Annotated in this window: 21 protein-coding genes; 8 read left to right on the top strand and 13 right to left on the bottom strand. The window is 40.0% G+C overall.

Features of this window, described 5'->3' with window-relative positions:
• Window positions 1–271: 271 nt before the first annotated feature.
• From ruvX to L2672_RS02335, 8 genes are all read right to left on the bottom strand, one after another.
• The gene (gene ruvX / locus L2672_RS02370) at window positions 272–697 is read right to left on the bottom strand and encodes a Holliday junction resolvase RuvX (RefSeq protein ID WP_248994218.1); all 426 of its coding nucleotides are present in this window, start codon (window positions 695–697) and stop codon (window positions 272–274) included.
• A 149-nt stretch (window positions 698–846) separates the two neighbouring features.
• Window positions 847–1467 (bottom strand): YqgE/AlgH family protein, encoded by a 621-nt coding sequence (locus tag L2672_RS02365; protein WP_275974917.1) that lies wholly within the window; start codon window positions 1465–1467, stop codon window positions 847–849.
• Between the two features lie 57 nt (window positions 1468–1524).
• Window positions 1525–1854 carry a stress response translation initiation inhibitor YciH gene (gene yciH / locus L2672_RS02360; protein WP_248994217.1) on the bottom strand — a complete coding sequence of 110 codons (330 nt, stop codon included), beginning with the start codon at window positions 1852–1854 and terminating at the stop codon, window positions 1525–1527.
• Window positions 1855–2906: 1052 nt separating this feature from the next.
• The gene (gene hemH, locus L2672_RS02355) at window positions 2907–3920 is read right to left on the bottom strand and encodes a ferrochelatase (protein ID WP_248994216.1); all 1014 of its coding nucleotides are present in this window, start codon (window positions 3918–3920) and stop codon (window positions 2907–2909) included.
• A 274-nt stretch (window positions 3921–4194) separates the two neighbouring features.
• Window positions 4195–4767, bottom strand: coding sequence for a glutathione peroxidase (locus L2672_RS02350; protein WP_248994215.1), 573 nt, complete (start codon window positions 4765–4767; stop codon window positions 4195–4197).
• A 69-nt stretch (window positions 4768–4836) separates the two neighbouring features.
• Window positions 4837–5946, bottom strand: a complete 1110-nt coding sequence (locus L2672_RS02345; protein ID WP_248994214.1) for a hypothetical protein — start codon at window positions 5944–5946, stop codon at window positions 4837–4839.
• Window positions 5947–6163: 217 nt separating this feature from the next.
• The gene (locus L2672_RS02340; protein ID WP_248994213.1) at window positions 6164–7276 is read right to left on the bottom strand and encodes a PilT/PilU family type 4a pilus ATPase; all 1113 of its coding nucleotides are present in this window, start codon (window positions 7274–7276) and stop codon (window positions 6164–6166) included.
• Window positions 7277–7287: 11 nt separating this feature from the next.
• On the bottom strand, window positions 7288–8325 hold the full coding sequence (locus tag L2672_RS02335; RefSeq protein WP_248994212.1) for a type IV pilus twitching motility protein PilT: 1038 nt from the start codon (window positions 8323–8325) through the stop codon (window positions 7288–7290).
• 27 nt (window positions 8326–8352) lie between these two features.
• On the opposite strand from L2672_RS02335, the gene L2672_RS02330 reads away from it, so the two are divergent.
• The 7 genes from L2672_RS02330 (at window position 8353) to L2672_RS02300 (ending at window position 15345) form a co-directional block, all read left to right on the top strand.
• The gene (locus L2672_RS02330; RefSeq protein ID WP_248994305.1) at window positions 8353–9042 is read left to right on the top strand and encodes a YggS family pyridoxal phosphate-dependent enzyme; all 690 of its coding nucleotides are present in this window, start codon (window positions 8353–8355) and stop codon (window positions 9040–9042) included.
• A gap of 119 nt (window positions 9043–9161) precedes the next feature.
• Window positions 9162–9980: a pyrroline-5-carboxylate reductase gene (gene proC, locus L2672_RS02325; protein ID WP_248994211.1), complete on the top strand. Its 819-nt coding sequence runs from the start codon at window positions 9162–9164 to the stop codon at window positions 9978–9980.
• A gap of 135 nt (window positions 9981–10115) precedes the next feature.
• The gene (locus L2672_RS02320; protein ID WP_248994210.1) at window positions 10116–10664 is read left to right on the top strand and encodes a YggT family protein; all 549 of its coding nucleotides are present in this window, start codon (window positions 10116–10118) and stop codon (window positions 10662–10664) included.
• A 104-nt stretch (window positions 10665–10768) separates the two neighbouring features.
• Window positions 10769–11215, top strand: a complete 447-nt coding sequence (locus tag L2672_RS02315) for a DUF4426 domain-containing protein (RefSeq protein WP_248994209.1) — start codon at window positions 10769–10771, stop codon at window positions 11213–11215.
• 54 nt (window positions 11216–11269) lie between these two features.
• Window positions 11270–11887, top strand: a complete 618-nt coding sequence (gene rdgB, locus L2672_RS02310; RefSeq protein WP_248994208.1) for an RdgB/HAM1 family non-canonical purine NTP pyrophosphatase — start codon at window positions 11270–11272, stop codon at window positions 11885–11887.
• 300 nt (window positions 11888–12187) lie between these two features.
• Entirely contained in the window at window positions 12188–13324 is a 1137-nt protein-coding gene (hemW, locus tag L2672_RS02305) for a radical SAM family heme chaperone HemW (RefSeq protein WP_248994207.1), read from the top strand.
• 167 nt (window positions 13325–13491) lie between these two features.
• Complete coding sequence (locus tag L2672_RS02300) at window positions 13492–15345, top strand: DUF885 domain-containing protein (RefSeq protein ID WP_248994206.1); 1854 nt, start codon at window positions 13492–13494, stop codon at window positions 15343–15345.
• A gap of 428 nt (window positions 15346–15773) precedes the next feature.
• On the opposite strand, the gene L2672_RS02295 is transcribed toward L2672_RS02300, so the two are convergent.
• The 5 genes from L2672_RS02295 to trmB all read right to left on the bottom strand — a co-directional run bounded on the left by L2672_RS02295 (window position 15774) and on the right by trmB (window position 20261).
• On the bottom strand, window positions 15774–16715 hold the full coding sequence (locus L2672_RS02295; protein WP_248994205.1) for a LysR family transcriptional regulator: 942 nt from the start codon (window positions 16713–16715) through the stop codon (window positions 15774–15776).
• A 437-nt stretch (window positions 16716–17152) separates the two neighbouring features.
• Window positions 17153–18001, bottom strand: coding sequence for a YggN family protein (locus L2672_RS02290; RefSeq protein ID WP_248994204.1), 849 nt, complete (start codon window positions 17999–18001; stop codon window positions 17153–17155).
• Window positions 18002–18273: 272 nt separating this feature from the next.
• The gene (gene glsB, locus L2672_RS02285) at window positions 18274–19188 is read right to left on the bottom strand and encodes a glutaminase B (RefSeq protein ID WP_248994203.1); all 915 of its coding nucleotides are present in this window, start codon (window positions 19186–19188) and stop codon (window positions 18274–18276) included.
• A 6-nt stretch (window positions 19189–19194) separates the two neighbouring features.
• Complete coding sequence (locus L2672_RS02280; RefSeq protein WP_248994202.1) at window positions 19195–19521, bottom strand: 50S ribosome-binding protein YggL; 327 nt, start codon at window positions 19519–19521, stop codon at window positions 19195–19197.
• Between the two features lie 23 nt (window positions 19522–19544).
• Complete coding sequence (gene trmB / locus L2672_RS02275) at window positions 19545–20261, bottom strand: tRNA (guanosine(46)-N7)-methyltransferase TrmB (RefSeq protein WP_248994201.1); 717 nt, start codon at window positions 20259–20261, stop codon at window positions 19545–19547.
• A gap of 221 nt (window positions 20262–20482) precedes the next feature.
• Between trmB and mutY the strand changes: the two genes are divergently transcribed.
• Window positions 20483–21601 (top strand): A/G-specific adenine glycosylase, encoded by a 1119-nt coding sequence (mutY, locus tag L2672_RS02270; RefSeq protein WP_248994200.1) that lies wholly within the window; start codon window positions 20483–20485, stop codon window positions 21599–21601.
• Window positions 21602–21603: the final 2 nt, after the last annotated feature.

The raw sequence follows: 21603 nt of genomic DNA, 5'->3' as shown, positions 1-21603 counted from the left end.
ATGGTTTGTTTGTTTCACTATTTATGAGGAGGTTTCACTATATGTGCCAACCTGCATTAAACAATTAATCGTTATGGTGCAATACCAACAGTAATTTTAAACTTACTAATTAAATAACAATCACTTACCAACAAGGTTCATTGTGCACGAAAATATTACATCTGGGTTTTCAAGCACGTTAATCGTTAACCCTATACAAATTGAGGCACAAAAAATGCACCATATAGGTGCATTAATGTTCAATAATAGGAGCTAAAAAATTAGCATTGAGCTAATCGCCAAATTGGTTTTCGAAGTAGCTTTCGACAATTAATACCGCTGAAACCGCGTCAACCTGGCCTTTAGTTAACGCTTTAAACCCACCCAATTCGAATAACCTGGCTTTAGCATCTGCGGTAGTTAAGCGCTCGTCTTGAGTCGCCACTTTCACACCAAAACGACCGTTAATTCGATTAGCAAACTTACGTGCTCGCTGAGTAATGTCTTGTTCGGTGCCATCCATATTTAATGGAAGGCCCACCACTACAAGATCAGGTTGCCATTCTGCCAGCAATTTAGCTATTTCATCCCAATTAGGAATACCGTCCACAGCCTTTATCGACATTAACGGGCTAGCACTTGCTGTTATAGCTTGGCCTATGGCGATACCAATACTTTTGGTTCCATAGTCAAAGCCGAGAATTGTTTGAGCCTGCATGTTTTTCGTATTCCTAACTAAGGATATTATTGATCTAAGGGACAAAAACCACTTTTATCAAAGATGTTTAATGGTTTTAGGTGATTAAAAACAGCAATACTAACTACTGCCTTAATTGAGTCAGCAGCCATCACTACCACCACAGTCAATTAAGCATGACCGACTTGGGTTGAAATCTGCCACATATCAAAACCCAATTGTTTGGTGGCCTGTTCCCAAAGTGTTTCAGGAGATTTTGAGTAGAGTAAATCAGCAGTGGCTTTGATTGTAAGCCAAGTATTTTCAGCAAGTTCTTGTTCAAGTTGGTCTTTCCCCCAACCGGCATAGCCAAGAGCCACCAAATATTCATCTGGAGATTTTGGTGTCCCTATTGAAGATAAAACATCTCTTGAAGTGGTTAACATACAATAGTCACTCACCTGATGACTGTTAATCCAACTGGATTGTGGGCTATGTAATACAAAACCACGCTCTGGGGCCACAGGGCCACCAACTAACACTTGTGAATTAATATTAAAAGCCACTTCCTCAGTAGGGTTTAAGCCCATTTGATCTAATAAATCTTCCAACTCTAGTCCAATGGGGCGGTTGATAATTAATCCCATAGCCCCCTTGTCATCATGCTCGCAAATATAGATAACACTGCGCTCAAAAAAAGTTTCTTCAAGAGATGGCATAGCAATCAATAAATGACCTTGTAAACAATCACCTTGTAAGTTGTTGTCTTGCTGGCATTCTTTATTTTCTATAATAGCATCAGACTGTTTCATAATAGCTCTCCTTAAGAATGCTAATCGGCAGAGTATCAATTAAGACTGTGTTTGAGGTTATCCACCCGCAAGCTTAACGGTGTAATTAAGCTTTTCAAGTAGTGTTTTAATCTGTTCACGATTGTCGGTTTGTACTTCAATATTAAAGTCTTTTACCGTGCCGCCGCAACCACATTGTTTTTTTAACTTTTGTGCAAGAGTTTTAAGCTCGGCTTTATCTAAACCTAAACCTTTAATTACACTTACGCCCTTGCCTTTTCGACCTTTACTGTCTTTATGTATTCTAACAATGCCATCACCTTCTGGGGCAACTTCTACCGGCTGTTCTTGCTCAATTCGGCCTTTGTCAGTACTAAATACCAGAGCTACATTGGGATCTATACGCATAATGATTCAATAATAATTAACATAGTTTGAGTTTATCAAATGCCTGAGAGCGAGGCTAGGCTCTAAACGACTCATGACAACTAAGGTTGAATAAATACCGTCATCCCAGAGAGCGGTTGATAAGAGTCGTCATCCCAGCGCTCTGCTAATAACTTCCGTCATCCTCGAGATCGATTGATAAGAGCAGTCATCCCAGCGCTCTGCTAATAACTTCCGTCATCCCCGAGATCTCTTATCGGGGATCTGCTTTTTAATTAATAAAAGCAGATTCCGGCCCAAAAGCGTTACCGGAATGACGTGAAAATTGGAGTTAACGGAGTGACTTGAAAAAGGAATTAGCGGAGTGATGTGAAAATTGGAGTTAGCGGAGTGACGTGAAAAAGAAATTAGCGGAGTGATGTGAAAAAATCTGCATCGTTGCAATGAGGTTGATAACTATCGTCATCCCCGAGATCTGTTATCGGGGATCTGCTTTTTAATTAATAAAAGCAGATTCCGGCCCAAAAGCGTTACCGGAATGACGTGAAAAAGGAATTAACGGAGTGACGTGAAAATTGGAGTTAACGGAGTGACGTGAAAATTGGAGTTAGCGGAGTGACATGAAAAAGAAAATAGCGGAGTAATGTGAAAAAATCTGCATCGTTGCAATGAGGTTGATAACTATCGTCATCCACGAGAGCGATTGATAAGAGTCGTCATCCCCGAAAATTGTTGATAAGAGCAGTCATCCCAGCGCTCTGCTAATAACTTCCGTCATCCCCGAGATCTGTTATCGGGGATCTGCTTTTTAATTAATAAAAGCAGATTCCGGCCCAAAAGCGTTACCGGAATGACGTGAAAAAGGAGTTAACGGAGTGACGTGAAAAAGAAATTAGCGGAGTGATGTGAAAAAATCTGCATCGTTGCAATGAGGTTGATAACTATCGTCATCCACGATAGCGATTGATAAGAGTCGTCATCCCCGAAACTTGTTGATAAGAGCCGTCATCCCCGAGATCTCTTATCGGGGATCTGCTTTTTAATCTGCCTAAACCACAGCATAAAGTGAAACCTTATAAATACGGCTTCACTAAGTTTGCCATCATTTGAATATGGTCATCATTGTCATTTAACGCGGCAATATAACGGAAGTCTTTACCGCCTGCGCCTTCAAAAATATGCCTATTCTCTCCTTGAATTTCTTCTAAGGTTTCTAAGCAATCAGCGCTAAATGCAGGACAAATAACGGCAATATCTGTTACCCCTTGCGCAGGTAAACTTTCAACGGTGGCATCGGTGTAAGGCTGTAACCATTTGGCTTTACCAAATCGAGATTGGAAAGTGGTTATGTAATCCTCTTCCTGTAAACCCAACTTTTCCACAAGTAAGCGACTGGTTTTCATACAAAAACAGTAATAAGGGTCGCCCAAATGCAAATTGCGCTCTGGCATGCCGTGATAAGACAAAACTAATTTTTGTGGCTTACCATTTTTAGCAAAATCTTGCTCAATTGAATTCGCCAAAGCAGAGATAAAGTCAGGGTTATCATGATAAGTATTGATAAAATGTAACGCTGGGATATAACGCCACTGACATAGTTCTTTAGCAATTGAGTCAAATGCTGAAGCCGTAGTAGGTGCAGCGTATTGAGGATAAAGCGGTAACACTACAATGTTATCAATACCTTGTTTGTGCATAGCTTGTAAAGTTGAAGCGACTGACGGATTACCATAGCGCATCGCAAGGTGTACGCTGGCTTCTTTGTCTGACTCAGCTAAAACCTCTGACAATTTAGATCTTTGCTGCTCACTAATAGCTAATAATGGCGAGCCTTCGTCGGTCCAAATCTCTTTATACAATGCCGCCGATTTTGCTGGGCGAACGCGTAAAATAATACCGTGAAGAATAATCATCCATACAAGTTTAGGGATTTCGACGACACGAGGGTCTGCCAAAAACTCGGCTAAATAACGCCTCACTGCTGGTGCTGTTGGCTCATCAGGTGTGCCTAAGTTAACCAATAACACGCCTGACTTACCTCGTGCTGAATGACCAGTTTCTTTATCTAACCCTGAGAATCGCGCCAAAACTCACTCCTAAAAAACCATTATTATCGTTTTTACTTATTTGAATACCGAACAGCTAATACCGAAGACCATAGACTCTCGAACGACAAGCAGTTAAAAAATAACCTATCACCAACTCAGAAAGCTATGTCTTCTATCAAGATATTTTCGAATCCATTTTATTGATGTTAATAATATTTTGTCGATTTGTATTTGTCTTACTTTTTTTATTAAAAATGAGACTCAGACCAGTCTGAATCTCATTATTCAACTTGAGTAAGGTATTTTTAACTGGTTAGATTTCGCTCGCCAACTGCTTATCAATTGCCTGTTTTATCTCTTTGCTGTCTGGTTTCACTCTAGAATTAAATTGGGTTACAGTTTCACCATCACCCGACACTAAATATTTATAAAAATTCCACTTAGGCGCGCTGGTTTTAGCATTTAAGTGTTCAAAGACAGAGTTTGCATCACTGCCGCGAACAGGTGAAGTCGCTATCATCGTGAAAGTAACGCCATAATTAATAAAACAAACGTCTGCAGTTTTAGCTTCATCTTTCTCTTCTTGGAAAAAGTCATCTGATGGAAAGCCAATGACCACTAAACCTTTGTCTTTATACTCTTGATGAACAGCCTCTAACGCATCAAATTGAGGGGTAAACCCACAATTTGAAGCGGTATTAACAATAAGCACTGGCTTACCTTGAGTTAATTCGCACAAATTAACATTTTCTTCAGAATGCAATTTGCGTGCTTCAACATTCAAATAATCTGGGCAAGATGCAGCATTAGCAGTCACACTCAAAAAAGCACTACAGCCAATGACCGTTGCAGTGAACAATTTGCATAATGGTTTTAGGGAAAACATAAAAAATCCTTACTGTTATTTTTGGTTTAATGGTGCTTTATACGCAATGTATTGAATATTTGATCACGACTAAAAATATAATCCAATATTAATATTTAAGCGCGAGTGCCATTGGGTATTGCCGTTATCAATGCCAACACCATCACCATTAATAAAGTACATGTTGTTACCCGCAATCCAGTCAACATAAGAATAGAATTTACCCGCTGTAATGGCGCAGCCAGTGACATTTTGGGCAGAATCAGCTAACCCGTTACCCGAGGCTAAAACTGTGCTGTAGTCGTTATAACAATTAAGATTAGTTACTGGCCCCCAGTCAACATCAAATGACTTTGAAATATTAGCTGTTACTACGTCAGCTTTTGCTGCAATTTCAAATGGGTATGAAAAAGCAGACAACGCAATACGGTTACTATGTTTTATGTCATAATTATAATGAATGTACTGTAATTGCAACTGCCATGTTTGCCAATCTGCTTGCCAATGTGCTGCCGCGGCCATGGCACTAACGTCGTCGGTAGGAATTGTCTCGTCGCTCACCACATCTGCAACATAGTCTAAATTACCATATTGAATTGAGCCTCCAATGAGGTGATTAAAGCTCCCCGCTTCAACCTTATATTCCACTCTGGCATTCAATTGCCCAGCTTCTTTGTATGGAGAATCTTCGGTTGTGGCTACATCAAAGGAATAGCGATCATAACGGCTGCCATTACCATATTCATCATTCACAAAATACGCTAAATCCATGGTTAAATTGTTACGTTGGTACTGGTAATGAATACCGGCATCATAGTCATCTTCAAAACCGATATAGTAAGTGGCACCAAACCAAAATGAATGAGAAGCATAGGGTGATAAGCCAAAAGGCACTTGTGTTACCCCTACTTGAACTGAATTCGACTCATCAAATTTGTACCCCATATAGGCATGATGAATCACATCCATATCTTGATACCAACGATACTGCGCTGAGGCAAAGAGTCCATTATCGGCTTGATAATTTACATCTGCCCTAAATAGTTCGAATTCTAGTTTGGCGTTGTCATCATAGTCTTTCCAACCATAATTAACTCGCACCGCCCCGCCTATATCTAGTTCATCGCTAACTTCAACGGCCTGGGTCTGAAAACCAACAAGAGGAATAAATAAAAATGGTAGTTTATGCCAAAAAGACATGATAAATCCTTAACAATAGTGAGTCCGTATAAATACTGCTAAGCAATTAATATGTAGATAAAAATATTTAAGCAGCACTAAGATTAAAATGTGGGATAAAACACAGTAGATTTAAATTGAAACTGAAGTATAACAAAAAGCCGCAACATTGGTTACGGCTTACTTACAATAAGGGTGGGTTTGACACAAGATATTACAATAGCAACACCAAACAGGCTTAATCCATATCTAATGTGACGCCTTCTAAGAAACCTGAGTTTGATGAATCATTCGATTTAAGCTTAATCATTAGACGTAAATCATTGGGCGAATCCGCGTGGTGAAGCGCATCGGCATAACTAATTTCACCCTCGGTATATAGGCCTAACAAAGCTTGGTCGAAGGTTTGCATCCCTTGCTCATTCGACTTAGCCATGGTTTCTTTTAAAAGGTGTAACTCGTTTTTAGCAATCAAGCTACTAACACGCGGGGTATTGATTAACACTTCAATCGCTGCACGACGTCCAGAACCATCAGATTTAGGAACAAGTTGCTGAGCAACAATGCCACGTAAGTTAAGCGATAAATCGAACAGCAATTGATTATGTTTACTTTCTGGCACTAAATGCATAATACGATCAAGTGCTTGGTTAGCATTATTAGCATGCAAGGTGGCCATACATAAGTGACCTGTTTCAGCAAATGAGAGTGCAAACTCCATGGTTTCTTGAGTACGGATCTCACCAATCAAAATCACATCTGGCGCTTGCCTTAAAGAGCTTTTCAGCGCAGCATCAAATGAGTCTGTATCGATGCCCACTTCGCGTTGAGTGATAATACTTTTACCGTGATTATGAACAAACTCTACAGGGTCCTCAATAGTAAGAATATGCCCTCTTGCATGTGCATTACGATAACCAATCAGAGCCGCTAACGAAGTTGACTTACCCGTACCTGTACCCCCAACCATAATGATAAGTCCACGCTTGCTCATTACAAGATCTTTTAAAATAGGCGGTAGCTTTAAGTCATCAACTTCAGGAATGGTCGTTTCAATTCGGCGCATAACGCAACCAGCTGAATCACGCTGCCAAAATGCACTAACACGAAAACGCCCTAAGCCAGAAACCGCATAAGCAAAGTTACATTCACGCGTTTCTGCAAATTCCTTTTTTTGTACATCGGTCATTAATGTTTCAACAAACTCTAATGACTGTGCTGGGGTTAGCTTGGTTTCCGTTAGCGGCCTGAGCTCACCATCAATTTTCGCACTTGGCGGAAACATAGCAGTAATAAATAAATCAGAGGCTTTTTTCTCTACCATTGTGGCTAAAAAAGGGCGTACATCCATTTTACTATTCCTTAGAAATTAGCTTGTTTATTTGAGCTTTTCGACATCGCATCATCACGGGTAATCAAGCCCCGGTTGACTAGATTTTGTAAACACTGCTCAAGTGTTTGCATACCGTGGGCCATACCCGTTTGAATGGCTGAATACATTTGCGCCACTTTATCTTCACGAATTAAGTTACGAATTGCAGGGGTTCCCATCATAATTTCATGAGCAGCAACTCGGCCACCACCCACTTTTTTAATCAGTGTTTGCGAAATAACCGCTTGAAGTGACTCTGAAAGCATGGTTCTTACCATGTCTTTTTCACCTGCTGGGAATACGTCAACCACACGGTCAATGGTTTTGGCCGCTGAGGTGGTATGCAAGGTACCAAAGACTAAGTGACCAGTTTCGGCGGCGGTCATCGCAAGTCTAATGGTTTCTAAGTCACGCATCTCACCCACTAGAATCACGTCAGGGTCTTCACGTAACGCGCTTCTAAGCGCCGCATTAAAGCTATGGGTATGCTTATGCACTTCACGTTGGTTAACCAAACACTGCTTGTTTTGATGGACAAATTCTATCGGGTCTTCAATGGTTAAAATGTGGTCATGGCGGTTTTCGTTAATGTAATCGACCATTGCCGCTAAAGTGGTTGATTTACCCGACCCAGTTGGGCCTGTAACCAATACCAAACCACGAGGGAAACTCGATATTTTTTTGAAAATTTCCGGAGCACCTAATTCCTCTAATGTTAAAATATCAGAAGGAATAGTACGAAATACTGCACCCGCACCACGAGACTGATTAAAAGCATTAACACGAAAACGCGCTAAATTAGGCACCTCAAACGAAAAGTCAATTTCTAGATGTTCTTCATAGTCTTTACGTTGTTTATCATTCATGATGTCGTACACTAAACTGTGGACGCCGGCATGATCTAAAGGAGGTAAGTTAATTTTTCTGACTTCACCGTCAACACGGATCATAGGTGATACACCTGCAGAAAGATGTAGATCTGACGCTTTATGCTTTACACTAAAGGCAAGTAACTCAGTGATTTCCATTATAGAGATGTCCATTTTATCAACATGATTACAACAATAGCAGACAGATTATCAATCGCCCAGAGCAGAATTAACCAAGCGGCGCAAAAATGCGCACGTAACCCAAATGAAGTTAAACTACTGGCGGTCAGTAAAACCAAGCCCGCTAATGATATTATAGAAGCTTATTTGGCGGGACAGCGGCTTTTTGGCGAAAATTATGTCCAAGAGGGCGAACAAAAAATTCTCCAATTAGGTGAAGAGTTCAATGATATTGAATGGCACTTTATTGGCCCGTTACAATCGAATAAAACCAAAGTTGTTGCAGAGCATTTTGACTGGATGCATACATTAAGCCGTGAGAAAGTTGCCAAAAGGTTAAATGACCAACGACCTCCCCACTTACCGCCTTTACAAGTTTGTATTCAAGTTAATATCAGTAACGAGCAAAGTAAATCTGGAGTAGATGAGCAAGAGGTGTTTAAACTTGCCCAACAAATCAGTCAAATGCCCAAGCTTAAATTACGCGGCCTGATGGCAATTCCTACCGCAACTGACGACATAAATCTTCAACAAGATGAATTTAGCCGTTTAAATACGCTGTACCAAACATTAAAACAGCAGTTTGACACCGTTGATACATTATCAATGGGCATGAGCGGTGATCTTGATATAGCGATAACTAACGGCTCAACAATGGTTAGAGTGGGCAGTGCTATTTTTGGCTCAAGAACTTAATCCTAATAAGCGACAGTTTAGTCAATATCTGAATAGCAGATAGGGATACACGTTGAATTTTAATATTTAGCCCTTATATCTGATTATAAATTAGCAAACAAAATCAAAGGACATTAAACATGCCACAAGCAAAAGTATGCTTTATCGGTGCAGGCAATATGACTCGCAGTATTATCAGTGGACTCATTAAAAATGGTTATCCAAGCGAGCAAGTATGTGCCACCAACCCTAGTCAACCAAAACTAGACGCACTACAGGCAGACTTTGGCATTAAAGTGACTAACAATAATATTGACGGTGTGACCCACGCAGATGTAGTGGTACTCAGTGTAAAACCACAATTAATGCAACAAGTATGCGAGCAATTACAACATGTGGATTTTTCCAATAAGTTAGTCATTACTATCGCTGCAGGCATTCCTGCTAAACGTTATCAAGAGTACTTGAACCAACCCATCAAACTTATTCGTACTATGCCAAATACGCCAACTCAGTTAGGCGTTGGTATGACCGGACTTTATGCTGATGACAGCATTAGCGATGAGCAGAAGTCACTATGCCAAACGCTGATGGAAACCGGTGGTAAAGTATTATGGGTAGAACAAGAAGACGAGCTTAATCAAGTGATTGCGCTTGCAGGTAGCTCACCGGCTTATTTCTTCTTGTTTATAGAGTCAATGATTGAGTCAGGTATAAAAATGGGCATGGCTGAAGATAAAGCCCGCGCATTGGCTGAACAAGCAGCCTTAGGCGCAGCGCAAATGGTCATTCAAAACCAAGACTTATCATTATCAACTTTACGTAATAATGTTACCTCTAAAGGAGGGACGACTGCACAGGCTGTTGAAACCTTAGAAAAAGGTAACTTACGAGGTTTAGTCGATAGCGCTATGCATAACTGTGTTGCTAGAGCAGAAGAAATGGCGAAAACATTTTAATTTACGGTTCATTTCAGCAATGAATTAAGTGTTTTCTCAGTTTAGGGTGCTAAAATTGCCCCAATGAACAACACTGCCTTTGGTAAAACAATTAGCAAAGGCAGTTAAATTGAATTAAGTGATTAAGGCAACATCATGAATGCGATTAGTTTTTTAGTAAATACCCTGTTCGATCTCTATTTAATGGTGGTCATTTTACGTTTTTGGCTACAACTGGTTCGAGCCGATTTTTATAATCCATTCAGCCAATTTGTTGTTAAAGCCACTCAACCTATTATTGCCCCAATGAGAAGAATTTTACCGTCAATGGGCAGTATTGATACCGCCTCATTAGTGTTGGCATTTATTGTAGTCTTGGTCAAAATGTTAGTACTTACTCTTATTGCAGGTGCTGGTATAGATATTGTGACCTTATTATTATTCTCAGTGGTAGCGGTCTTTAAAAATGCCGGTGTCTTATTATTCTGGATGTTATTGATTCGCGCAATTTTAAGCTGGTTTAACCAAGGTTATAATCCTGTTGTAATGATCATGACCCAATTAACTGAGCCATTATTGGCGCCAATTCGTCGCGTTATTCCAGCGATTGGTGGCCTTGACCTTTCAGTGCTGGTGCTATTTATTGCGATGAACTTTATCAATATTTTATTTTCACAATACATCCCATTCTGGGCAATGATTTAAGTTATTGATTGGCTAATTTAAGGTAGGCCTATCGCCTACCTTTTTGTTATCCCGCTTTTGTTATCGACCTTTAGCAAATAACACTTACTCTATGGAAATTTCTTATGATTAAAGCCATTTTCAAACCATTAGCATTATTAACGCTCACTTTATTACTGGTGACCACTCAAGTACATGCAGAACAGAAACAACAAGTGGGCCATTATGAAATTCATTACATGGCGTTAAACAGCACCTTTATTACTCCTGAAGTCGCCAAAAATTATGGGATTGACCGCAGTAGCTATAACGGCATTGTAAACATCACCGTTTTAGATACTAATCAAGCAGGCAATCCGCCGGTAGCAGTTGAAATTACCGGTATTGCTAACAACCTTTTAGATGCAAAGAAAACCTTAAACTTTAAAGAAATTCGTGAAGGCAATGCCATTTATTATATTGCTCAAGTGCCGTATAGAGATGATCAATTGGTCAACTTCAACATCGGTATTAAACGTGGCAATAAACTTAATACGTCACTAAAATTCAAACAGAAATTTTACGTCGATTAAATATCAATATTTTTTAGCGCTATAATGCGGCAATTTTACCTTTGGGAACATGTTATGGGCACCTCTAAAAATCAACAAATTGTATTAGCCAGTGGCAATAAAGGAAAACAGAAAGAGTTTGACCAAATGCTGGCAAAATTTAACATTGAAGTATTAGCACAAAGCCAATTTGATGTTCCTGAGGTTCCTGAAACTGGCACGACTTTTGTTGAAAATGCGATCATTAAAGCTCGCCATGCAGCCCAAATAACCGGCTTACCTGCCATTGCTGATGACTCTGGCATTGAAGTCGATGCTTTAGAAGGCCAACCCGGTATTTATTCTGCAAGGTATTCAGGAATAGCGGCCACCGAGCAAAGTAACTATGAAAAGCTGCTTGATGCCATGACTTTACACACTGACCGTAAGGCACGCTTTCAATGCGTATTGGTATATATGCGTCACGCTAAAGACCCGACTCCTATTATTTGCCAAGCGGCATGGGAAGGTACAATTAACCATGCGCCACAGGGTACTCAAGGCCATGGCTACGACCCAGTTTTCATCCCTGAAGGCTTTGATAAAACCGCATCTGAATTAACGAGTGATGAAAAAAATGCCCATAGTCACCGTGGTAAAGCATTAGCGTTATTAGTTGAAGCAATGAAAGCCAAAGGCATTATTCAAAGCTAATTAACCTGAGCTGCGCATAACAACTTGCTTTCTAGAGGCTATTTGTACTGATAACTGCGTTAAATTTGTTTGCAATACGACTCCATGGATGGGGGAGGTAGGGCGACGTTGGAACCAAAGCCGAGACCAGCTATTGACGCACAAATTTGCCTTGTTCTAAGCAAAAATACCTCTCAAGAAATGTATTTGAAAGTAAAAATCATATGAGTCAGTATATTAGCTAATCTCTTATACGCAGCTCAGGTTAGTTATTATTTCGAGTGTTCCACACTTATATTTGTATCAGAAAGGTTTAACGTCATGTTGTTACTGCCACCACTTAGTTTGTATATCCATATTCCGTGGTGCGTACAAAAATGCCCCTACTGTGATTTCAACTCACATGGCCAAAATGGCGTTTTACCGCAACAAGAATATGTTGATGCATTATTAAATGATTTACGCAATGATTTGAAATATGTGCAAAACAGGCGGGTTCATACCATTTTTATTGGTGGCGGCACTCCATCATTATTTGATGCCAGCCAAATCAAACGCTTGCTTGATGGCGTTAATGCATTAATTCCATTTGAAGACGATATTGAAATCACCATGGAAGCCAATCCTGGCACCTTAGAACATGATGATTTTGCCGCTTACAGAGCAGCGGGAGTCACTCGGTTGTCGGTGGGGGTGCAAAGTTTCTCTAAAGAAAAGCTTAACCTATTAGGCCGTATTCATGACCAACATGAAGCGGTTACCGCTGCTGAAAAAGCCGTTGAAGCAAACTACTTAAGTTTTAACTTAGACTTAATGCACGGCTTGCCTAATCAAAGCTTTGCTGAAGCAATGAACGACATTGATACCGCGGCGGCCCTAATGCCCCCCCATTTATCTTGGTATCAATTAACCATTGAGCCCAACACCCTATTTCATTCTAAGCCACCTCAATTGCCGGATGACGAGCACCTTTGGCATATATATGAACAAGGGCAGAAAAAGCTCGCGGAGTTAGGCTATGAGCAATATGAAATATCCGCTTATGCCAAACCCGGTTTCCAATGCCGTCATAATTTAAATTATTGGCAATTTGGCGACTATCTAGGCATAGGTTGTGGTGCTCACGGTAAGATCACCTTACCTGAAACAAATCAGATTATTCGCACGGTTAAAATTAAACATCCAAAGGGGTATCTAGCCACCAATGACTATACCTTTGAAACCACAGAGGTTGCCGATGAAGATCGTCCATTAGAATACTTAATGAACCGTCTTAGGTTAATGACCCCCATTGCCAAGACTGAATTTGAAGCGCGAACAGGAAAAAGCGCTTCGGTGGTCAAAGCGGGCATGGATAAGTCGATTCAGCGCGGCTTACTGACCGAAACAGACACTCATTGGAAACTCACGCCAAAAGGCCATATGTTTGTTAATGATCTTCTTTCGCAATTTGTGTAACTAACCTAAAGTGATAAATAAGGCAGCAATATCAATGCTGCTTTTTCACGCTCCACCATGAATTAACAGATTCACTTCATTTAGACACACTTACTAACATTTCAATTTTCACTTTTCGTTCCGGCTTGATTAGGATAGCGCTTTTGAAAAACCAGACGGAATGTGTAATGACAATAACAACGAAAATAACCATACTCGCCCTTACTCTTTCAAGCCTGTTCAATGGCTCAGCCATTGCCCATTCACACTCTATGCCTGTGTATAGTGCTCAAGAAAGTGTCAACGTTGAAAAGAAGCACGCAACGGAATCAGCAAAAGCGAATGCCATGTTTGAAGAGTTTTTTATCCAAAGTGTTATGGCTAACCCTGTTAACCAAACTTATATGGGTATAAAGCAAGATTACGACAAATGGAATGATATTTCTGAAGCTGGACAAGATAAAACGCTCGAGTTAGCAAAGTCACAATTAAAACAATTATTAACACTTGATGTAAAAAAGTTAGACGAGCAAACCACCTTAAGTTATCAGTTACTTAAAGCTCGCTTAGAGCAATCAATTGCAGACGACAAATGGCGTTACCATACTTATCCGGTAAACCAAATGTACGGTTTGCACTCGATGGTAGCCTCGTTTTTAATTAACCAACATCAAATTACCAGTGTTGATGATGCTAAAGCGTATATTAGCCGCTTACAGGGTGTGAAAGACTTACTCAAAGAACTAGAAGTACAGTTAACTATTCGTGCAGACAAGGGCATTATTGCACCTAAATTTGTATTTCCATATATCATCTCTGATAGCAAAAACATTATTACCGGTGCTCCATTTGATAATAGCGGTAAAAACAGCACACTTTGGGCCGACTTTAACAAAAAAGTGGCGAAGTTAACGATTAGCGATAATGATAAACAAGCTTTATTAGACCAAGCTAAGTCAGCATTAATTGATAGCGTACAACCTGGCTACACTAGCTTAATTAGCTATTTAAATACCTTAGAGAAAAAAGCCGATACCCGTGACGGTGCTTGGAAACTACCTGACGGTGATACTTTTTACAATAACGCCCTCGCCCGCACAACCACTACCAATATGACCTCAGATCAAATTCATGATCTTGGCCTTGCTGAAGTGGTTCGCATTCAAGACGAAATGCGTCAAATTATGAAAAAAGTCGGCTTCAAAGGCGATTTAAAAGCCTTTTTTGACTTTATGCGCGACGACAAACAATTTTACTATCCAGACACTCAAGCAGGCCGCGATGCTTACATCAAAGAAGCAACGGCGTTAATTGATAATATGGAATCACGTTTAGACGAAGTGTTTAAAATTAAACCTAAAGCCAACATGGTTGTTCGCCCTGTTGAAGCATTTAGAGAGAAGTCGGCAGGCAAAGCCTTTTATGACCAACCCGCTCCAGATGGTTCACGTCCTGGTACTTATTACGCTAACCTCTATAAAATGAATGCTATGCCTAAGTACCAAATGGAAGCCTTGGCTTATCACGAAGGTATTCCGGGGCATCACATGCAAATAGCCATCGCCCAAGAGCTTGAAGGTATTCCTCAATTCCGTAGGTTTGGTACTTATACCGCTTATATTGAAGGCTGGGGTTTATATTCAGAATTCTTCCCGAAAGAAATGGGCTTGTATGCTGACCCTTACTCAGATTTTGGTCGTCTAGCAATGGAGTTATGGCGTGCTTGTCGTTTGGTTGTCGACACAGGTATTCACACTAAAAAGTGGACCAGAGAACAAGGGCTAGACTTTTATTTAGAAAATACTCCAAATGCTAAGTCAGATGCAGTGAAAATGGTAGAGCGTCATATCGTGATGCCATCTCAAGCTACGGCATACAAAGTGGGAATGATAAAAATTCTTGAATTGCGCCAACACGCTAAAAATGAATTAGGTGATAAGTTCGATATCAGAGACTTTCATACTCTAATTTTGAAAAATGGCCCATTACCATTAGATGTATTGGAAGCGCAGGTACATCTATGGATAGACTCGGTTAAATAATGATTACCAACAAAACAGACGCGAAATGCGTCTGTTTTTTATGCCTACCCCAAAAAAATAACCCCAGACAAAGTCTGGGGTAAACCAATTAAACTAGGATGATGGTTTCAAAGTTGCCACAATGTAAAATAGAAAACAGTAGCAACCGTGATTCAAAACTTGCGAAGTTGCTGATTTGAGCACATTAATGAAAAGGGGTCATTTCTCAATAACATGCAAGTTCAAATCATTTCGAATCAACTGTGTATCATTGTATTCAAATAAGAACAGACTTCAACAACATTAACTTTCTATTTACTTAACCTGTTGATACCTGATACACAATGAAACAAATCAAAACAAACATAAAATACTGATATTAATAACAAATAATAAAGCCAAGCTCTAAGGCTTGGCTTTATTCTTATTTGAAAACAATGTTTCCAAATTTACTTACGCATTTTATATAAATGATCAAATTTGGCGTCCCAATATGGCGTAGTTCCAATATGACCTTTTATGAATTCAATAAACGCACTAACTTTAGGCGCTAAATGCTTACGGCGTGGATATACTGCCTGTAAAGGTAAGTTATTTGCCAACTGCCAATCAGGTAAAAGCGGCACTAAAGTTCCGTTCTCTATTTCATCTTCAAATAGGTAGCTCGCTAAATAAGCAACGCCTAAGCCACTTACGGCTGCAGACTTCAATGCAGGAGCATTATCGACTCTGAAATTACCTGTTACACCAATTTCGCAATAATCTTCGCCTTTTCTAAACTGCCACATACTGTGTTCATGCCACTCACCTTGATACACAAGGCAGTTATGATCAACCAATTGTTCAGGTCGAGAAATATTGCCATGTTTAGCAATATACTCTGGCGATGCGGTTAGTAAGAACTGACATTTCATTAATGGTCTCGCAACCATTCCTAAAGGCAATTGCTCAGACATGGTTAGCAGTAAGTCTAACCCTTCGCTGACAACATCAACTTTATGATCCAGCAAACTCACTTGCAGTTCTAACTCTGGATGCTTTGCCATAAAATCAGGTAATGCAGGAATAATATGCATGGTACCGAAAGACTGTGAAATACCCACTTTAAGCACCCCACGAGTAGCGTCATTTAAATTATGAACACTGGCTACGGCTTGTTCTGCATCACGTAACAATTCTTCACCTTGAAGGTAAAGTAAGTTACCAGCTTCGGTTAAGCTCAAACTTCGGGTGGTTCGCTGAATCAGTTGCACGCCTAATTTGTGTTCTAAGTCTGCAACTTGAGTGCTAACTTTTGACTTAGATATGCCTAATCTTCTAGCAGCAGCACTGAAACTACCTGCTCGAGCGACATGGGTAAAAATGGCAATAGGTTCTAACAGTTCTAACATGAAAGTCGCCTTAAGCTGTTTACGACATTAAAAAATCGATTTTCGGCAATCTCTTTATAAACTAGGTTGGTAATGAATGTCATATCAAAACCAACTAACATTTTGATTTATAGAATTAATAATATCGAAACATCTTGATTTATAAAGTTACGCCAATTATCCGAAAAACTCACGAAAATTCAAATAAAGTACATTTTTCTTATAATTTTTATGAGTATAACAAAAAAAACCTTCATTGCTCTATATTTATAATTGACAATTTTTTTATCAGAACAAAGTTTAAGTCATTAAACCGTTTAATAGCACAAACAAAAAGCCCCTGTACGAGAATACATACAGGGGAAGGTCAGGTGACATGCATAATGTCGAACAATCTAAATCATAATGATAGGTAAAAGTTAGCCATCAATAGTAGTAATCTGTCCTTAAAATAAAGGTTATTCTGCTAAGGGCTGCTCAAGATTTACTAATTTGAAAGAAGCAAGCTGCGGGATGTCCTCTCTCACCTTACTCTCTAGAACCACTAGACGCTCAAAGTCATCACACACTTTATTCGCACGTGACTCTAGTACTTGAGCCTTTGACTCCATTTGTTGTTCAATGTCATTGCCCACATTTTCCATTTTGCTGGCAAATGCATTCATTTTCTCTTCAAATGAACCCCCTTCTGAAGACATGATTTCGCTTCCCATACTCATCATTAAACTGCCAATTGAGCTTGAAATGATATCTTCCATTTCTTGTTCAAACTCTTCATTGAAGGTTTCTTCAAGTGATGTTTCCGTTGAACCTAAAAAGAATTGATCCCCGTGTTGATATGCCATGGAGTCAACACGTTTTTGAATTCCTGCCATTAACTCATCAATTTTGCTACCCGCACTGTCGCCTAGCAATGGCGTAAGCGCCATGTTTACCGCTTGAGTTGCCATCGTTACCGCCTCGCCAACAAGTTCAATCACTTCAGGGACTTGCTTTGACACTTCATCAGAATACTCTGTGAGTATTTGCTGTTGCTGTGTATTTAATTGAATTGACTTACCTTCAACAAATAGTTGGCCTAACTCAACACGATATTTTTCTTCGCCTTTGTCACTTACTTTTAATGATTTTGGCTCAACAGTCACATCATAATTAAGTGTGAAATTACAGCGGTCATCCTCTAAAGATAATTTAGCCATTGCAGGGGTTAATGAACTAAAGGCTAAAATGGCGGTTGAAATAGCCAAGGTATTGATCCACTTTTTACTTGTTTTTAGTTGCGGCGCGTTGTGGGTAGGGTGAGTCATATTTAAATCCTTTTCAAACTTACTAATTAATCTTAAATAGCACTGTGACTATATACGCAATAAATAACTGTTTATTACGAAACCATGAATGCTTAACCATTAACGCTTAATAGCACTAAGCGTGCCAAAAACAAAAAAACCTTACTTATAAATAACTTATGAAAACCAAAGTCTAAATTGGAGGAAAGGCGTTTATCAGTTTGGCTTACAAATAATTAAAAATTGGTAAATATCACAAGTAAGTAGTGATTTTAACTAATATGCAGAATTGATTAAAAAATCGAACGGCCAAGTTGCTGGCATACATGTTCTAACATTGCAGTGCCTGCTAATGAGTTGCCATTTTTATCAAGCTCTGGTGACCATACGCAAATAGACATATCCCCAGGAATAACGGCAATAATCCCCCCACCAACACCACTTTTACCCGGCATTCCCACTCGATAAGCAAACTCCCCAGCTCCATCATACAGGCCTGATGTTGCCAATAATGCGTTTAACTGTCGAGTTTGAATAGGTGATATCCACTGTTCTCCAGTAAGCGTTTTGCCACGATTAGCCAAATAAAACATTGCCTTTGATAAATCAGCACAGTTCATTTTTAAAGCACAATAATGAAAGTAGTTGCGTAAAACCTTTTCAACTTCCCCTTCAAAATTACCAAAGGATTTCATCAAATAAGCAATTGCCGCATTGCGGGCACTAAAGGCAAACTCTGAATCAGCGACAACTTTGTCATAGCCAATAACAGGGTTAACGCTAAGCTTACGAACGACTTCTAGCATGCGTTGTTTGGGCGCGCCGCATCTAGCCTGAAGAAGGTCGGCAATCACCAATGCACCAGCATTAATAAAAGGATTACGCGGTTTACCACGTTCTAATTCAACTTGAACTAATGAATTAAATGAATGACCGGAAGGCTCTTTACCCACACGACTCCAAATCTCGTCTTCACGATAAAGATTTAACGCCAATGTAAGGCTGAATACCTTAGAAATTGATTGGATTGAAAATGGCTCTAGATAATCACCCGCACCAATAGTGGTGCCATCTATTGTTGTTACTGCTATAGCCAGTTTGTTGCCATTAACTTCAGCCAACGCTGGAATGTAGTCAGCAACTTTCCCTTTACCTAAAAGCGGCCGAACACTGTCGACCGCTTGTTGTAGCAACTGCTCAGTAACCAATGAGAATTAACCCCACCATAAATCGTATAATTCAGTCACTTCGATATCTTTTGCGGGCTTGCTTTGCCAAAATGCTTTAACAGCTGCAATATCTTCATCAGTACATTGACCAATTTTTTGCGTTGCTATTACACCTTGCCACTCTTTATGTCCGCCACCATGAAAACCTAATTGACGTGGTTCAATCACTTCATCAATAAATTGATCAACTAAATTATCAATATCCGCTTCTGAAACAGAGTCTTCAAACGTCCATTGGATGTCAAAACCAAACTCCTGAAACTCATCTACACGTAACTTTTTACGCAAACGACGGCTGCGATTTTTTGCCATGATTTGTCTCCTAATAGACTTGATTAATCAATTCGTTCGAACATGATATCCCAAACACCATGACCTAGGCGTTGGCCACGAGCTTCAAACTTGGTCAGTGGACGATGGTCAGGTCTTTCAACCACAGTACCTGTTGTAGACTGGTTTTTGTAACCCTCTGCAGCTGACATAACTTCTAGCATATGTTCGCTGTAGTTTTCCCAGTCTGTTGCCATATGGAACACACCGCCAATTTTAAGTTTACGACGCACTAATTGGGCAAATTCAGGCTGCACAATACGACGCTTATGATGACGTTTCTTGTGCCAAGGGTCAGGGAAAAACAGCTGTAAACGATCTAAAGAGCCATCGGCAATACTATTTTCTAATACTTCCATCGCATCATGGTGATACACCCGTAAATTAGTAATGCCGGCTTCACCCGCATCAGCTAAACACGCGCCAACACCTGGTTTGTGTACTTCAATGCCAATAAAGTTTTGCTGTGGTGCGGCTTGGGCCATTTGTACTAAAGAAGCCCCCATACCGAAACCAATTTCTAGTACCGTTTCAGCCTCGCGACCAAATACTGCATTCAAATCAATTGGCTGCGGGCTGTATTCTAAACCCATAGCAGGCCAATGTGATTCAATTGCCTGTGCTTGACCTTTAGTTAATCGGCCTTCACGTAAAACAAAACTTCTGACTTTACGAAGGTACTTACCTTCTTCATTAAATTCAGCGGTGGTAACGTCGCTCATTATTGCCTCTTTATCTCAACAACCAAATTCATTATTGAGATAGTTAATCTTAAAAATAGTATTTTAGTTCAGCTAACTATTATACCTAATCCTTACGAAATTGTATGAACAATCTTAATTTCTAGCACCCCAAAGCCAATAACAATAATATCTAGGCTAGTTTTTAGTCAGCAATATGCTTTTGCCTTGTGAGAAACAGCCGGTATCGCTACACTGCCCCGATGAAAACATCGCATACTTTCGCTGAGCGCATCATCGCTTGGTACGATAAACATGGTAGAAAAACTCTACCATGGCAAATAAATAAAACCCCTTACAGTGTATGGGTTTCTGAAATTATGTTGCAACAAACTCAAGTTGCGACGGTGATCCCTTATTACCAGAAATTTATGGCAAGGTTCCCTACTGTTATCGAACTAGCCAATGCTGAACAAGATGAAGTATTACACCACTGGACTGGACTTGGTTATTACGCCAGAGCACGTAACCTACATAAAGCAGCACAATATATACGGGATCATTTCAATGGCTGTTTTCCTGAAGAGTTTGACGATGTATTAGCGTTATCTGGTATTGGTCGATCGACCGCCGGTGCTATTTTGTCGCTGTCGTTAGGCCAACATCACTCTATACTTGATGGTAATGTAAAAAGAGTATTAGCCAGACATGGCGCCATTGCAGGCTGGCCAGGTCAAAAAACGGTAGAACAAGCATTGTGGCAACTTACCGATGAATTAACGCCCCAGCAGGATGTACAAAAATACAATCAAGCCATGATGGACTTAGGGGCCAGTATTTGTAGCCGTAGTAAACCTCAGTGTGCACTATGCCCTGTTGCCATTGACTGCAAAGCACAGTTGGCTGGCCAACAAACACTTTATCCTGGTAAAAAGCCTAAAAAATCGATTCCGACAAAACAAGCTTGGATGCTAGTGATATTAAAAAAGCATGAAGTCCAATTGATTCAACGACCACCAGCAGGCATTTGGGGTGGTTTATGGTGTTTCCCTCAATTTGATAATCAGGCTTTACTGGAGGAGTTTGTTCAACACAATCAACTTAACAGAGTTGCTATTGAGTTAGCTGGGTTTAGGCATACTTTCAGTCATTTTCATTTAGATATTCAACCTATAGTTGTGACGGCATCAAGCGACAACTTGACTAACTTAACAACTAACAACAACCAAGTGATGGAACAAACACCACCACTCTGGTATAACATCAAACATCCAGCCAAAGTCGGATTAGCCGCTGCTACTGAAAAAATTCTTGCTAACCTAACAGCAGAATTAGCCAGCCAACCGAACTTTGCCGCTACCCAAATTCACCTTAAGGAGTAAAC

Origin of the sequence: Shewanella gaetbuli (assembly GCF_023284065.1) — a bacterium.
Classification (GTDB): Bacteria; Pseudomonadota; Gammaproteobacteria; order Enterobacterales; family Shewanellaceae; genus Shewanella; species Shewanella gaetbuli.
Note: the sequence above shows the minus strand (reverse complement) of the source record. Positions and strands in the feature narration are given on the sequence as shown.